Below are 13,857 nucleotides of genomic sequence, written 5' to 3'. Positions count from 1 at the left end.
CTTGATGCGCCTGTCCGCAGGTCGAGGCTTTTCTATGCCCATTCGCAGACCGCGACGCTCCTGGTTTCTTCTCGCTTTGCTCCTGTCAGCCGCGCCAGCAGCGGCCGCCGCACCGTCGGTCATCGTGATCTTGGCCGACGACCTCGGATGGGGCGACCTCGGACAGAATGGCAACCCGGCGATCGAAACGCCGCACCTGGACCGCTTAGCGAGCGACGGCGCGTCGTTCTCTCGTTTCACCGTGCAGCCCGTTTGCAGCCCGACCCGCGCCGAGCTGCTCACCGGCCGCTGGGCGCCGCGCGGCGGGGTGACGGGCGTCACGGCCGGCGGCGAGCGCCTGGCCGCCGACACGCCGACCCTCGCCGACGCGTTCCAAGCGGCTGGCTACCGCACCGCGGCGATCGGCAAGTGGCACAACGGCACGCAGGCGCCCTACCACCCGCTCTGCCGCGGGTTCGACGCGTTCTACGGCTTCACCTCCGGCCACTGGGCCGACTACTTCGGCCCGCTGCTAGACCGCGACGGCGAGCTCACCCGAGGCCGGGGCTACCTGCCCGACGACCTCACCAACGAGGCGATCCGCTTCCTCCAATCGGCGCCCGACGAGCCCGCCTTCCTGTGGCTCGCGTACAACACGCCGCACTCGCCGATGCAGGTCCCCGACCGCTGGTGGGACCGCCGCGCGGGGCTGCCCGAGCCGCCGCCAGCGACCAACGCGCCAAAGGAAAACCGCCAACACACCCGCGCCGCGCTAGCGATGGTCGAGAACCTCGACTGGAACGTCGGCCGGTTGCTCGCCGCGCTCGACCAATCGGGCCGAGACGACGACACGATCGTCGTGTTCCTGACCGACAACGGCCCCAACGGCCACCGCTACAACGCGGGCCTGCGGGGAATCAAAGGCGCGACCGACCTGGGCGGCGTGCGCTCGCCGCTGCTGGTTCGGTGGCCCGGCCGGATCGAAGCACGGCGCGCCGTCGACACGCCAGCCGCCGCGGTCGACCTCGCGCCGACCCTCGCCGAGCTGGCCGGCGTCTCGCTGGCCGAGGGCCCGCCGCTCGACGGCCAGAGCCTCGCCCGCGTGCTCCGCGCGGACGGCCCGCCGCCGCCCGAGCGAACCCTCTTCGCGCACTGGGGCGGGCGCGTGTCGGCGCGGCGGGGGGCGCTCATCTTGGACCACGACGGGCGGCTCTACGACCTCGACGCCGACATCGCCCAAACGCGCGACCTAGCCGCCCAGCGCCCCGCCGAAACGGCCCGCCTCCGCGCCGACATCGAAGCCTTCCGCCGCGACGCGCTTGGCGACCACCAGAGCCGCCCTTTCACCGTCGGCCACCCCGCGCTCCCCCTCACGCAGCTCCCCGCGCGCGACGCGACCACCGTCGGCGGCGTGCGGCACTCGAGCGTCCACAAGAACTGCACCTACCTGACCGGCTGGCGGTCGCCGGACGACGCCGTCGTGTGGGACATCGACGTCCTCCAGCCGGGCCGCTTCGAAGCGACCCTCTACTACACGTGCCCGCCCGCCGACGTGGGCGCGACCGTCGCCCTCACGTTCCGCGACGCGTCGGTGAGCGCCCAAGTCGAGCCCCCCCACGACCCGCCGCTGACCGCCAGCCGGCGCGACCGGGTCCCCCGCTCCGAGGGCGACATGAAACGCTTCGCGCCGCTCGAGCTGGGCCAGATCCAGCTCCCCGAAGGCCGCGGCAAGCTGCGCCTGCAAGCGACCGAAGTCGCCGGCGACACGGTCATGGACCTGCGGCTGCTCACGCTGCGGCGCGTCGATTGACGAGGGACGGGGGACGGGGGACGAGGCACGAGGGACGGGGGACGAGGGACGGGGGACGAGGGAAAGGAGCCCCGTGGCGTCAGCCCGGGGAGAGAAGCGACAAGCCGCCCACGTAGCGCTTGAGCCGAACGCGCTAGCGTCGGGCGACCCCAAGTTGCGGTGGGCCAATCGAGGAAACGGGTATCGGGGAGGACCTCCGCCCAGCGCCGCTGCCTCACACGCCGCCGCCGGCGCCTTCGGCGCCCCGCAACGCGCCGGGGCTGACCCCCCAGCCGCCGATCCGATCCAATGGATCGCGATCGACCTCCCGCCTCCCGCCTCCGGCCTCCCGCCTCTGCACGTGCCCCAGTTCCAGCTCACCAGCGAATTCCAACCCGCCGGCGACCAGCCGGAGGCGATCCGCGCGCTCGTCGACGGCCTCAAGTCGGGCAAGAAAGAGCAGTGCCTGATGGGCGTGACGGGGTCGGGCAAGACGTTCACCATGGCGAACGTCATCCAAGAGCTGCAGCGGCCGGCGCTCGTGCTCTCGCACAACAAGACCCTCGCCGCGCAGCTCTACAGCGAGTTCAAGGAGTTCTTCCCGAAGAACGCGGTGAGCTACTTCGTCAGCTACTACGACTACTACCAGCCCGAGGCCTACATCCCCCAGCGGGACATCTACATCGAGAAGGACGCGTCGATCAACGAAGAGATCGACCGCATGCGCCTGGCCACCACCAGCTCGCTCGTGAGCCGCAGGGATGTCATCGTGGTGGCGAGCGTCAGCTGCATCTACGGCCTCGGCTCGCCGGAGGACTACAAGCAGATGATGGTCGGCCTGGCGGTGGGCGACATCGTCGACCGCGACGAAGTCCTCGCCAAGCTGATCGACATCCAGTACGACCGCAACGACATGGACCCCGAGCGTGGCAGGTTCCGCGTACGCGGCGACTCGGTCGAGGTCTGGCCCGCGTACGAGGAGTTCGCCTACCGCCTGGAGTTCTGGGGCGACGAGGTCGAGAAGCTCTCGATCATCAACCCCACCAGCGGCCAAGCGATCGACCACCTGCAAGAGGTCTACATCTACCCGGCCAAGCACTTCGTGCTCCCCGAGGAGCGGATCGCCAAGGCGATCGACCAGATCAAGCTCGAGCTCTCCGGCCGGCTGGAGTACTTCAAAACCGAGGGCAAGCTGCTCGAGGCCCAGCGCCTGTCCGCGCGCACGCGGTACGACATCGAGATGATGCTCGAGATGGGCTACTGCCCGGGGATCGAGAACTACTCCGCGCCGCTGTCCGGCAAGTCGCCCGGCGAGCCGCCCAACACGCTGTTCGACTTCTTCCCGGAAGACTACCTGCTGTTCGTCGACGAGAGCCACGCCACGGTGAGCCAGGTCGGCGCGATGTACAACGGCGACCGAGCGCGCAAGACCACGCTCGTCGAGCACGGCTTCCGCCTGCCCAGCGCGCTAGACAACCGGCCGCTGAAGTTCGAGGAGTGGAGGGAGCGCATCAACCAGTGCGTGTACGTCAGCGCCACGCCGGCCGAGTACGAGCTCACCCAGTGCGGCGGCGAGGTGATCGAGCAGATCGTCCGCCCGACCGGCCTCCTGGACCCGGTCATCGAGCTCTCCCCCGCGCGCGGCCAGGTGCCGCACCTGCTCGGGCAGATCAAGGAGCGCGCGGCCGCCGGCGAGCGTGTGCTCGTGACCACGCTCACTAAACGCTTGGCGGAGGACCTGGCGAGCTACCTCACCGAGCAGGGCGTGCAGTGCAAGTGGCTCCACTCGGAGCTCGACGCGTTCGAGCGCGTCGAGCTGCTCCGCGACTTGCGGCAAGGCAAGTTCGAGTGCCTGGTCGGCGTGAACCTGCTGCGCGAGGGGCTCGACCTGCCGGAGGTCTCCATGGTCGCGATCCTCGACGCGGACAAGGAGGGCTTCCTGCGCAGCGAGACCTCCCTCATGCAGACGATCGGCCGGGCCGCGCGGAACGTGAACGCGAAGGTGATCCTCTACGCAGACAAGGTCACCGGCAGCATGCAACGGGCGATCGACGAGACCGAGCGCCGCCGCAAGCTGCAACAAGAGTACAACCGCGAGCACGGCATCACGCCCGAGACCATCAAGAAGGCGATCCGCCGCGGCATCGAGGCCGACGCGGCCGCCCACGCGCACGCGAACGCCGCGGTGGGCCAGGGCGACGAGACCCAGTACGTCACGCAGGAGTACATCAACGAGCTCGAGAAGGAGATGTACGACGCGGCCGACCAGATGGAGTTCGAGCGGGCCGCGATCCTCCGCGACCGGATCGAGAAGATGCGCGAGAGTATCGGCCAGAGCATCAAGTCGGTCGAAGCCGGCCTGAAGAAGTCGGCCGGCAAGCGAGGCAAAGGACGCCGCGGAACGAAGAAAGCCAAGGTCCCCCGCCCAAAGCGGAACGTCTAGCCGAGGACCCTCACCAACCCCCCACCGGAGCCTCGGGCATCAGCCCGGGGAGCACCGACCGAACCGGCTCGCCGACGGATCGAGGTCTCGCGCAGAGGCGCAGAGCCGCAGAGCTGGCGTGGCGCCAGCGCCCTTCGGTCGGCTAGCCTGCGCGGCCCCCGCTCTGGTGGCTTGCTTCGCGGCTTCGCGGGAGACCCTTCCACGGTTGGCGTCGTGGGCACTTTCAGGTCGGCGGGGCGGGTCTTTGCGTGGTCGCGTTTCTGCGGGGTAGAATTGGGGCATGCTCAGCCAGGAACAACTCGAAGAGTACCGCCGGATGACGCCGAGTGAGCGGTTGTCACTCTCGTTACGCATGCTCCGCGAGCAATGGCCATCGTTGATGAGTGGCGGCGACGAGCGTGTCGATCGCAAGTTCGAGTTGCTCAATCGCCAGAACGAGCAGCGGAATCGCGCTCTGCTTGCCGGCATGGCCCACTTGCCGAAGACGCGATGACGCCTGTCGAGAAACTCCTTCGCGACCTGGTCGGCTTGCTCGAAGAGCTGGGCGAACCCTACGCCGTCATGGGTGGCTGGGCCGTTCGTGCACATGGGCTCCCAAGGCCGACCTACGATGTCGACGTGACCGTCGCGATCGATCGGGAGAAGCTGCCAGCACTCTTCCAACGGATTGACGCGCTCGGATACGACGTCGGCGAGCAGTACCTCGGGGGCTGGCTCGATTCGGTCGCCGACATGCCGCTCTTCAAGGCTTCGACATTCGTCGACGGCCGCACGCTAGTCGCCGACATCTTCATCGCCGAGAACGAATTTCAGGAAGCGATCATCGCGCGACGGCAACGAGGCTCGATCGACGGAATCCCCACTTGGCTCGTCACGCCGGAGGACCTGATCCTGCTGAAGCTCGTCGCCGACCGAGTGCGTGACAGGGCGGATGTGCTCGACGTGTTGACGATGAACGTCAAGCTCGACGACGTCTACCTCGACCACTGGGCCGAGCGGCTCGGCGTCACCGAGAAACTCGCCGCGGCGCGAAAAGAGTTCGGCGAAAGCGGGTGACATCGGCGCCACCCCGCCGATGGGCTCGCCAGCCCTTGAGGGGTCTGACGCCAAGCCGCCGAGCTGCCAAGCCGCCAAGCCGCGAAGCTGGCGTGGCGCCGGCGCCCTTTGGTCGGCTAGCCTCCGTAGCGCCGCTCCCGGTTCTCACGGATGATTCTCACGGAAGAGAAGCCCCATGCTCCGCCCGCTGCTGCTCGCCACGCTCGCTATCCCGTGCACGCTCGCCGACGCCGGCCTCGTCTCACGCGACCTGTTCGAGCCCGGCGACGGGCTGCTGACGTATGACCCGGTCAGCGGGAAAGAGTGGCTCGACTTCAGCGTGTCGAGCGCGTTGCTAGCCGAGACCGATTGGGCGCGTTTGGAACTACCGCCCGAGCTATCCGAGTTTCGTGTCGCTGCGCTCGGCGATGTCGAAGCGTTAATGGTCTCCGCGCAGATCGAGCTATTCGAGCCATGGAATATTCCTAATAGGCAAGGTGACCCAGCCGATCGGCTTATTCAGATGCTTGGCGCCACCGGGCAATACTCCAGATGGGGGATGGCTGGCTTCACGTTGTCTGGCGGCTTCGTTGCTGATGAAGAGACTGGAGAGATAGCGAAGAGAGTCGAAGACGCCGTTGCGGTGGTGATTGCTTCGTTTAGGTTTGGAGGTCTTCTCGGAGGCTTAGATTTACGGTTTAAGGTGGTTGGCAACGGGGGTTACTACCGACTCCCTACGGCCCTGTACCCATTCGTCGACGGCCCCTTAGAAATTTTCAGCACGCCCGATCCGTCGGTCGATGTCGTGCTTGGGGGACAAATTGTCCCCATTTACGCTGATTTGGACGGCGACGGAGTTATCGACGACGACGAAATCGCCGCTACGTTCATCGACTACGCAGACCCATACGAATACGACCCGTACTTAATTTCCTTTCAGGGCTTCCCCGCCTACTGGCTCTACCGCGATGCGGCCCCCGTGCCAGAGCCGGCCGGCGCGGCGCTCGTCGTGGCGGCCTGCCTTGGGGCTTTGCGCCTTCGCGGCTTGGCGTGAGGCTCATCGAAGCGGCTGGCCGATGGCTCGGCTTAGGGCCCTCCCGCGGGTGGCGGTGGCCAAAATTGGCCGGCGGGAAGGGGAATTGGCCGGGGATAATGGCGGGTTTGCCCGTCCGCTTTCCCTCGGCCCCCCGCTTGTCGCCCCCCACAGGAGCCCGCATGGCCCGCCCTACGAAGCTCACCCCCCACCGCCGCGAGCGGCTGCTGTGCCGCTTGCGGGCGGGCGAGTCGATCGCCGCCGCGTCGAAGCGGCTCGGCGTGAGCCGCCAAGCGGTCCACCGCCTGGCGCGGCAGGACCCGGCGTTCGCGGACCAGCTCGATGCGGCCCGCCAAGTCGGCGGCTGCCTACGCGGCGTCGCGCCGCGGCGCCCGCCCGACCCGACTTTGGAGCTGCTCGACCGAGCGCAACGCCGCTTGATGGCTTACTGTAACGAAACGCCAACCCCAGACGGCCAGACGACTTAGCCGGGGTTTCGTGACAGGTTTCGTTACTTTCGCGCGAGCGCGCGGCGGGTGTCGCGTTTGTAACGAAAAGCGCTCGTGGTCCGTGGTCCGTGGTCCGTGGCCAGTGGTCGGGAAGCTCGAGCCGACAGCCGATGGCCGATGGCCGATGGCAAACCTCACCGCACCGCGCGTTGCTGGTACAGCGGCAGGTGCCGGTAGTAGACCTCGAGCGTGTAGATCGACAGCGCGGTCATGTAGAGCCGACCGCCGCTTGTGCCCCACGCGTCGAGCGACGGGTCCCAGCTCCCTCGCTCGGGGCCTTGCTGCTCCTGGTGCTTCGGCAACAGCTCACGCATCACCCGGTTCCACACCGGCCACTGCCGCCCGCCTGCGTGCAGGCAGGCCTGGGTCGCGTAGTACCAGTAGTACACGTCGACCTTGCCGCGGCGCCACTCGGGCGGGTGCTCGTAGGCGATGAAGTCGAGCCCCTTGTCGATCTCGGGCTTCTCGCCGGGCCAACCGAGGTATTCGCGGCAGAGCAGGCCGGTGGCCGTCATCGTGGGGACCGCTTCGCGGATGAACTGGGAGGAGGGCTCGTAGACATACCGCGAATCGTCGGGCGAGCCGGCGGGCGTGTCGGAGCGGCCGACCTCGTCGAGGAACTCCTCGATCCGGGTGAACACCGGCGAGGGGACCTCGATGCCGGCCAAGCGGCCGCTCTTGAGGGCCATCAGCACCCAGCCGGTGACCGACAGGTCGCTGCGGCTGGCGGCGTTGTACTTCCAACCGCCGGCCTTGCCTTGGGAGCGGATCAGGTGGTTGATCGCGTCGGTCGCCGGCTGGCGGTACTGCTGATCGCCGGTCATGGCGAGCAGCTCGCACACGGCGATCGTGCAGAGCGCGTCGGTGTAGAAGCGGTGGTTGCTCGCGCCGTGGCGGAAGAACGAGCCGTCGGGTTGCTGCTGCGCGAGCAGGTACCGCCAGCCCTTCAGCACGTTGCGGCCGAAGTCCTCGCGGCGCGGCGAGGGGAGCTTGCCGGCGCCTTGGAACGCGACGAGGGCCATGGCGGTGGCCGCCTCGCGGTTCTCGACCACGCCGCCGTCGGCGTAGGGGCCGATGAGGCTCCAGCCGCCGTCGGGGAGTTGGCGCCGCGCGAGCCAACGCAGCCCCTCCTCGACGGCCGACTGCGTCGCGGCGGTGCCGCCCAGTTGCTTCAGGAGCGCGTCTTGGCTGGCCGGGTCGCGGCCCGAGAGCGCCGCTCCGGGCGTGACCGACGGCGGCAGCGGCACGGCGACCGGGCCGACCGCTTCGCTCGGCGTGACCTCGGGCACGGGGATCGGGTCCAGCGGCAGCGGCGGCGCGTCGGCGGCGAGCTCGGGCGTGTCGAGGTCCAGCTCGGCGGCGGCCAGGTCGAGCGGCTCGTCGAGGTCGTCCTCGCCGGCGTCCTCGGCGATGCCGGCCGTGAGGCTGATCGGCGGGTCGCTCGCCGCGCCGTAAGCGAACAACGCGACCAGGATCAACAGGGCCAGGTGCAACAACGCGCTGGCGAGCCACGCCGGGGCGTCCTCGAGCCACCAGCCCAGCGCCGACGGCAGCCGATCGGACGCCGCGCGGCCCGGCGGGTCGGCACGTGCGGCGTCGCTGGGGGTGTCGGCCGGTGGGTGGGTCGGCGACAGCGTGGGCACGACCGATCGCCTCGCGGTCAGGTGAGGGAGGGGAGGGCGGCCGCCGTCGGCGGGCGCGAGCCGCGGCCCGGCCCTACCCCGACGGTATCGGCCGCTGCCGGCCGGGGCAATCAACCGGCCGTGCGGCGCGGTGGGAAAACGCTGGAGGCGACCACCTTGCCGAGCCGATTCGCCCCGGATAGGATCGAGTATTCACCACCGCGGGGTGGAGCAGCCAGGTAGCTCGCGAGGCTCATAACCTCGAGGTCGTCGGTTCGAATCCGGCCCCCGCCACTTTTTCTAAGTGTAGCTGAAACCTAACGTTAGGTTACCTGCCGGCGGTCGGCAGTGCGGCTTGGAGCCGTTGCAAAAGGGTAACGCTAAGGGGTAACCCCCTAGCGTCTTACCCTTTTGGCTCTCCAAGAGAGACCCAAAACGGGTCCCTCCGCACCATGCCCCGACTCTTTCACCGCCCCCCCAAGTACTGCCTCCACCGCGGCACCAAGCAGGCCGTCGTCTCCCTTGCTGGACAGCGTGTCTACCTCGGCCCCTACGGCTCCGAGCAGAGCCACGAGAAGTACCGCCAGGTGCTCCAAGACTGGCATCGGCGCCGCCATGAGCAGACTCCCGGCGGCCAGCAGCCGCCGTCCGAAGAGCGTCTGGCGACGGTCGTCACCCCCGCCGCGCTCCGCTCGAAGTGGCGGAGCGGCGTGGCCGTCTCGATCGACGAGCTCGTCTTCGTCTACCGGCGGCACGCCCGCGAGTACTACGTAAAGAACGGCAAGAAGACCCGCGAGGCCGAGCTGGTTGTCGAAGTGACTGGCCACCTCGGCAAGCAGCACGGCCGGACCAAGGTCGAGGAGTTCGGGCCGGTCGAGCTCGACGCCTTCCGCGAGTCCCTGATCGACGAGCTGGATTGGTCACGCGACTACCTGAACAAGCAGGTCAGCCGGCTGGTGACGATGTTTAAGTGGTGCGTCAAGAAAGAGATCTGCTCGCCTCGCGTCTACGAGCAGCTCAAGGCGCTCGGCGGGCTCAAGAAGGGCCGCACTCGCGCGCGGGAGAGCGAGGGGGTCGTCCCGGTCGAAGACGCCCTGGTCGACGAGACGCTGCCCGCGCTGCCGGAGATCGTCGCCGCGATGGTCCGCTTCCAGCGGCTGACCGGCATGCGGCCGGGTGAGGTGTGCGAGCTTCGGCCGTGCGACCTGGACCGCAGCGGCGTGGTCTGTTTCTACCGCCCCTGGTCGCACAAGACCGAGCATCATGAGCGCGACCGAGTCGCGGCTGTCGGCCCCAAAGCGCAGTCCGTGCTGGGGCCATTCCTCGACCGCACCGAGCAGTCGTACTGCTTCTCCCCCTCCGAGTCGGTCGAGCGGGCCCGCAAGCGGGCCGAGGCGAACCGCCGAACGCCGCGCTCCTGCGGCAATCGTCGAGGCGCCAACCGAAAGGAGTCGCCCCGGCGCACCGCCGGCGACTGCTACCAGGTCTCTAGCTACCGCAACGCCATCCGCCGAGCGTGCAACAAGCTCGGTCTCGAAGTCTGGACGCCCAACCAGCTACGCCACACGGCAGCGACCGAGATCCGCCAGAGGTACGGCCTCGAAGCGGCCCAGGTCGTCTGCGGGCACGCCAGGGCGGACGTCACGCAGGTGTACGCCGAGCGTGACCTGCGACTGGCGACCAAGGTGGCTGAAGAGATCGGGTGATGCCGGGTGGGTCGCCTGATGGCCGGAGTGCGGCTTGGCGCTTTCCGCCCGTCGCCGCGGGGGAAAAGGGAGACCCGCGCGAACCTCCGGCTAAGCAGGCATGTCTACTCCCGCACCTAGCAGCTTCTACCGACAAACAGGAGGTGTCCCATGCGAAGGCACTCCCCCGAAGAGTCGTCCTTTTGAGCGGATGAGCAAGCGCCGGCGGGGTTACCCGTCCGAGACACAGGTCAGAGTTGGCGTCCGGGTCGTCCACGTCGCCGACGACCTCCCGCCGAAAGAACTCGCCGAGAAGCTCGGCCGCAACGACCTCTGCCCGTGTGGCAGCGGCAAGCGTTTCAAGCGGTGCTGCCTGAAGCGGGGCCGATTTTGACGGGTCTCTACGGGACCACTACTTTTAGAGACGAGTGACAAGAGCCACGCGAGGCCCGCGCCCGAGCGGTGCGGGCCTCGCTTTGCGAACCGACCCAGCCAGACCGCCACCAGCGAACCGCCGTGCGAAGCAGAACCGGGATGAAGCCATGGGCAGTTCACACGGCGATTTCGTCAAGTACCCGCGTACACCGCACCTGTTCGGTTCGCGTGGCACGGCCGACGACAAGCACCTGGGCGAACGGGAGTCGCTTGCCTTCCTAGCCGATCCCTCGCTCATCGTCGAAGAGAAGATCGACGGCACGAACGTCGGCATCCACTTCGCCGACGGCGAGCTCGTGCTGCAGTGCCGCGGCCACCTCATCACCGAGGGGATGCACCCGCAGTACGACCTGTTCAAGCAATGGGCCGTCGTCAAGCAGGGCGTCCTCGAGGAGACGCTCGCTGAGCGGTACATCCTGTTCGGCGAGTGGGTCTACGCGAAGCACTCGGTCCACTACCGGAGCCTGTCGCACTACTTCTTCGAATTCGACATCTACGACAAGACCGAGCAGGCGTTCATCAGCCTGGAGCGTCGCCAAGGACTGCTCGCAGGGACCGGCGTCGAGACGGTCCCGGTGGTTCACGGGGGGTCGCTCTCACGAGAGGCGCTTCACTCGCTCATCGGGCCGTCAAGGTTCGACAGCGAGTTCGACAACCCGCTCACGGGACGCGTCGACAACCTAATGGAAGGACTCTACCTGCGAACCGAGGCCGACGGCGTCGTCACTGGGCGATCGAAGGTCGTTCGCCCGGAGTTCGTCGAGAAAATCAAGCAGAGCACCCACTGGCAACACAAGCAGATGGAGCCGAACGGGCTCGCCGACGGAGCGGATATCTGGTCATGAACTGGTCGGACCTCGAAAACGCGAATAGCAGCAAGCTCGTCGAATGGGCTGAGGAGCAGCCTTGGGCCCAGGCGATGCGCGACTGCACACAGGACGCCGACTGGCACGCCGAGGGAGACGTCTGGACCCACTCGAAGATGGTGCTCTCGGAAGTCGAGAAGCTCGACGAGTGGGATGACCTCTCGCCGCGTGAGCGGACCATCCTGCAGTTCACCGCGCTGTTGCACGACGCGGCCAAACCGCTCACGACGCGGGTCGATCCTGTGACCGGCCATACGACTTCGCCGAAGCACGCCGTGAAGGGTGAGCACCTCGCCCGCGACGTGCTCCGAGAGCTGGGTTGCGAGCTATCGCTGCGCGAGGAGATTGCGCGGATGGTTCGCTACCACGGACGCCCGACCTTTCTGCTGGAGCGTGCCGAGCCGGCCCACGAGGTGGTGCGGATGTCGTGGTACGTCTCGAACAAGCTGCTGCACCTGTTCGCCGTCGCCGACACGCGGGGCCGCACGACGGCCGAGATGTCGCGGCCTGAAGAGAACGTGCACCTGTGGAAGATGCTAGCCGAGGAGCAAGGCTGCCTCGACGAACCGTATCCGTTTGGCAACGACCACGCCCGATTCGTGTTCTTTCGCTCGCGTGAGCCCAACCTGCACTACGTGCCGCACGAGGAGTACTCGTGCACCGCGACCGTGATGTCGGGCCTGCCGGGTAGCGGCAAAGACCGCTGGCTGTCGCGGAACCTCACCGACACTCCTGTCGTGTCGATCGACGATTTGCGGGACGACATGGGGGTCGATCCGACAGAGAACCAGGGGACGGTCATTCAGGCCGCGCAGGAGCGGTGCCGCGAGCTGCTGCGGTCGAAGACCTCGTTCGCGTTCAACGCCACGAACGTGGTTCGGCAGACGCGGACGCGGTGGATGGATCTATTCGCGGACTACCACGCCCACATCGAGCTGGTCTACGTCGAGCCACCGATGGATGCGATTCTCAGCCAGAACGCCGGACGCCCCGACCCGGTCCCCGAAGCGGTCATCCGCCGCCTGGCGGGCAAGACCGATGTGCCGACCTGGGCGGAGTGCCACCGGCTGGTTCTTGCCAAATGAACGAAGGTTGGGGCAAGGAACACTTGCTATGACACGCAGGCCTGATCGGTGTGGTGTGCGGCAAGAACGAACGCTTTGGGTAGGGCGCTTTTACTCGCCGTAGAGAATCCGGCGTAGCTCCTCGGCGTGCCGCGTCTCGTCGCGCGCAGCGGTGATGCCGGCGAGGAACTCGCTGAGCGCCGCGTGCGACGTGTAGCGCACGCCCCCAATCAAACGCGTTGGTAGGACGCGTCCCCGCGTCCCTTTCGTGGCCCAGCGGTAGACGGTCGAGTAGTGGACCTTCTTCCCGCGGCGTTTGGGCATCCGCGCGGGCACCTCGGCGAGCGCGATCAGTTGCTCGGGGTCGGTATCTGCCATGGCGTTGTGTCTCGAATGGCGTCTATCCGAGGAAAGGGGTCTCGCCGCACCCCGGGCACGACAGACGTTGCTGCTGCAGTTGGTAGGCACGCTGCATGGCCTGGTCCCGCTTCGACGGTGGCAGGAACCCATAGAACTTGCCGCAGACGCGGCAGACGACTCGCGGCTTGCCGCCGGCCGGGTCGATCGTCCACGACCCGGTCGGCCGGCCGTCGCCATCCAAAGCGTGGTGGGTGTGGTCGCAGTCGCTGGACTGAGCTGGCGCAAGCGTCACGGCCGCCTGGGCGGCGCCAGTCGCAGCCGGCGCCTCCGCCTGCGCGAGTTCGAACAGCCACTCGTAAGCAAGGTCGAGCGCGAGCCGGATAGCGGGGAGGTCCTCGTGGGCGAACCGCGAGGACTCCTTCCACTGGCGGCCGTCGCGGTACAGACGCGTGATCCCGACCGAGCAGGGAGAGGCGGCGCTGCGCCGCCAGACGCTCGCCTTGATCGTGCCTACGCGGACTTCATGCAGGGGTTGAGACATACGTACGACCTTGCTTTCGTTGTCGTCTCGGCGGCGGTCCCATGGCTTCGAGGCGACGGCGCCAAGCAGGCGTGTGGAGCCGCAGCGTGGGCATCGCTCAACTTGGACCGGCGAGAACCACTTCGCCGAGCAAGCCAGGCAAGCCTGGTAGGGGGACGGCCACTTGGTCATTGGGCCACGGAGACAGTTGTTCGAGGTGAGTAAGAAGGACTGAGGCGGCGTACGCCGCCCCAGCCCAAGGGTTACGAGACGCTCGGTCTCGCTAGCCGCGATTGCGGCCGAATCGGTTCGACGACGCGGTACTCCCGAGCATGCTCGACCAGCTCACCGTCGATTCGCTCGGCGCGTCGTGGTCTTGCAGGCTGGCCGAATGAACCACGACCATCATCACCAACCCGAGCGTATCCACCGCGACGTGCCGCTTGCGGCCGGTGATCTTCTTCGTGCGCGTCGTAGCCGCGTTGTTCTCCCCCCTCACCGGTACGGACCGACTGGC

Annotated in this window: 13 protein-coding genes, 1 tRNA gene and 1 pseudogene; 11 read left to right on the top strand and 4 right to left on the bottom strand. The window is 67.7% G+C overall.

Going from position 1 to position 13,857, the window contains the following annotated elements:
• The first annotated feature begins 76 nt into the window (after window positions 1-76).
• From RIC11_RS20290 to RIC11_RS20265, 6 genes are all read left to right on the top strand, one after another.
• Window positions 77-1,789, top strand: coding sequence for a sulfatase-like hydrolase/transferase (locus tag RIC11_RS20290; protein WP_350214224.1), 1,713 nt, complete (start codon window positions 77-79; stop codon window positions 1,787-1,789).
• 340 nt (window positions 1,790-2,129) lie between these two features.
• Window positions 2,130-4,211 (top strand): excinuclease ABC subunit UvrB, encoded by a 2,082-nt coding sequence (gene uvrB, locus RIC11_RS20285; RefSeq protein WP_350214223.1) that lies wholly within the window; start codon window positions 2,130-2,132, stop codon window positions 4,209-4,211.
• A gap of 280 nt (window positions 4,212-4,491) precedes the next feature.
• Window positions 4,492-4,704 carry a hypothetical protein gene (locus RIC11_RS20280; RefSeq protein ID WP_350214222.1) on the top strand — a complete coding sequence of 71 codons (213 nt, stop codon included), beginning with the start codon at window positions 4,492-4,494 and terminating at the stop codon, window positions 4,702-4,704.
• A complete protein-coding gene (locus tag RIC11_RS20275; RefSeq protein WP_350214221.1) occupies window positions 4,701-5,267 on the top strand; it encodes a hypothetical protein in 567 nt (188 codons plus the stop codon). The genes RIC11_RS20280 and RIC11_RS20275 overlap by 4 nt, the downstream gene beginning before the upstream one ends.
• 175 nt (window positions 5,268-5,442) lie before the next feature.
• The gene (locus RIC11_RS20270) at window positions 5,443-6,300 is read left to right on the top strand and encodes a hypothetical protein (protein ID WP_350214220.1); all 858 of its coding nucleotides are present in this window, start codon (window positions 5,443-5,445) and stop codon (window positions 6,298-6,300) included.
• 161 nt (window positions 6,301-6,461) lie between these two features.
• Complete coding sequence (locus tag RIC11_RS20265; RefSeq protein ID WP_350214219.1) at window positions 6,462-6,767, top strand: hypothetical protein; 306 nt, start codon at window positions 6,462-6,464, stop codon at window positions 6,765-6,767.
• A 155-nt stretch (window positions 6,768-6,922) separates the two neighbouring features.
• On the opposite strand, the gene RIC11_RS20260 is transcribed toward RIC11_RS20265, so the two are convergent.
• Window positions 6,923-8,431, bottom strand: coding sequence for a prenyltransferase/squalene oxidase repeat-containing protein (locus RIC11_RS20260; RefSeq protein ID WP_350214218.1), 1,509 nt, complete (start codon window positions 8,429-8,431; stop codon window positions 6,923-6,925).
• Window positions 8,432-8,630: 199 nt separating this feature from the next.
• Here RIC11_RS20260 and RIC11_RS20255 point away from each other — a divergent pair.
• The 5 genes from RIC11_RS20255 (at window position 8,631) to RIC11_RS20235 (ending at window position 12,481) form a co-directional block, all read left to right on the top strand.
• A tRNA-Met gene (locus RIC11_RS20255) sits at window positions 8,631-8,704 on the top strand.
• Window positions 8,705-8,862: 158 nt separating this feature from the next.
• Window positions 8,863-10,116 (top strand): tyrosine-type recombinase/integrase, encoded by a 1,254-nt coding sequence (locus RIC11_RS20250; protein WP_350214217.1) that lies wholly within the window; start codon window positions 8,863-8,865, stop codon window positions 10,114-10,116.
• Window positions 10,117-10,306: 190 nt separating this feature from the next.
• A complete protein-coding gene (locus RIC11_RS20245; RefSeq protein WP_350214216.1) occupies window positions 10,307-10,489 on the top strand; it encodes an SEC-C metal-binding domain-containing protein in 183 nt (60 codons plus the stop codon).
• A gap of 148 nt (window positions 10,490-10,637) precedes the next feature.
• The gene (locus tag RIC11_RS20240) at window positions 10,638-11,375 is read left to right on the top strand and encodes an RNA ligase family protein (RefSeq protein WP_350214215.1); all 738 of its coding nucleotides are present in this window, start codon (window positions 10,638-10,640) and stop codon (window positions 11,373-11,375) included.
• Entirely contained in the window at window positions 11,372-12,481 is a 1,110-nt protein-coding gene (locus RIC11_RS20235) for an AAA family ATPase (RefSeq protein WP_350214214.1), read from the top strand. Before RIC11_RS20240 ends, RIC11_RS20235 begins: the two co-directional genes overlap by 4 nt.
• Window positions 12,482-12,571: 90 nt before the next feature.
• Here RIC11_RS20235 and RIC11_RS20230 read toward each other — a convergent pair whose 3' ends face one another.
• From RIC11_RS20230 to RIC11_RS20220, 3 genes and pseudogenes are all read right to left on the bottom strand, one after another.
• Complete coding sequence (locus tag RIC11_RS20230; protein WP_350214213.1) at window positions 12,572-12,838, bottom strand: DUF1580 domain-containing protein; 267 nt, start codon at window positions 12,836-12,838, stop codon at window positions 12,572-12,574.
• Between the two features lie 22 nt (window positions 12,839-12,860).
• On the bottom strand, window positions 12,861-13,361 hold the full coding sequence (locus RIC11_RS20225; protein ID WP_350214212.1) for a hypothetical protein: 501 nt from the start codon (window positions 13,359-13,361) through the stop codon (window positions 12,861-12,863).
• A 346-nt stretch (window positions 13,362-13,707) separates the two neighbouring features.
• Window positions 13,708-13,857 (bottom strand): annotated as a pseudogene (locus RIC11_RS20220) (transposase); the annotation flags it as partial.

The sequence above is a fragment of the Botrimarina sp. genome (assembly GCF_040219535.1).
Taxonomy (GTDB): Bacteria; Planctomycetota; Planctomycetia; order Pirellulales; family Lacipirellulaceae; genus Botrimarina.
Note: the sequence above shows the minus strand (reverse complement) of the source record. Positions and strands in the feature narration are given on the sequence as shown.

Coding starts and splice junctions, on each gene's coding strand:
- RIC11_RS20275 (WP_350214221.1), top strand. CDS start 4,701: ATGACGCCTGTCGAGAAACTCCTTCGCGACCTGGTCGGCTTGCTCGAA.
- RIC11_RS20230 (WP_350214213.1), bottom strand. CDS start 12,838: ATGGCAGATACCGACCCCGAGCAACTGATCGCGCTCGCCGAGGTGCCC.
- RIC11_RS20280 (WP_350214222.1), top strand. CDS start 4,492: ATGCTCAGCCAGGAACAACTCGAAGAGTACCGCCGGATGACGCCGAGT.
- RIC11_RS20270 (WP_350214220.1), top strand. CDS start 5,443: ATGCTCCGCCCGCTGCTGCTCGCCACGCTCGCTATCCCGTGCACGCTC.
- RIC11_RS20245 (WP_350214216.1), top strand. CDS start 10,307: ATGAGCAAGCGCCGGCGGGGTTACCCGTCCGAGACACAGGTCAGAGTT.
- RIC11_RS20225 (WP_350214212.1), bottom strand. CDS start 13,361: ATGTCTCAACCCCTGCATGAAGTCCGCGTAGGCACGATCAAGGCGAGC.
- RIC11_RS20250 (WP_350214217.1), top strand. CDS start 8,863: ATGCCCCGACTCTTTCACCGCCCCCCCAAGTACTGCCTCCACCGCGGC.
- RIC11_RS20235 (WP_350214214.1), top strand. CDS start 11,372: ATGAACTGGTCGGACCTCGAAAACGCGAATAGCAGCAAGCTCGTCGAA.
- RIC11_RS20265 (WP_350214219.1), top strand. CDS start 6,462: ATGGCCCGCCCTACGAAGCTCACCCCCCACCGCCGCGAGCGGCTGCTG.
- RIC11_RS20240 (WP_350214215.1), top strand. CDS start 10,638: ATGGGCAGTTCACACGGCGATTTCGTCAAGTACCCGCGTACACCGCAC.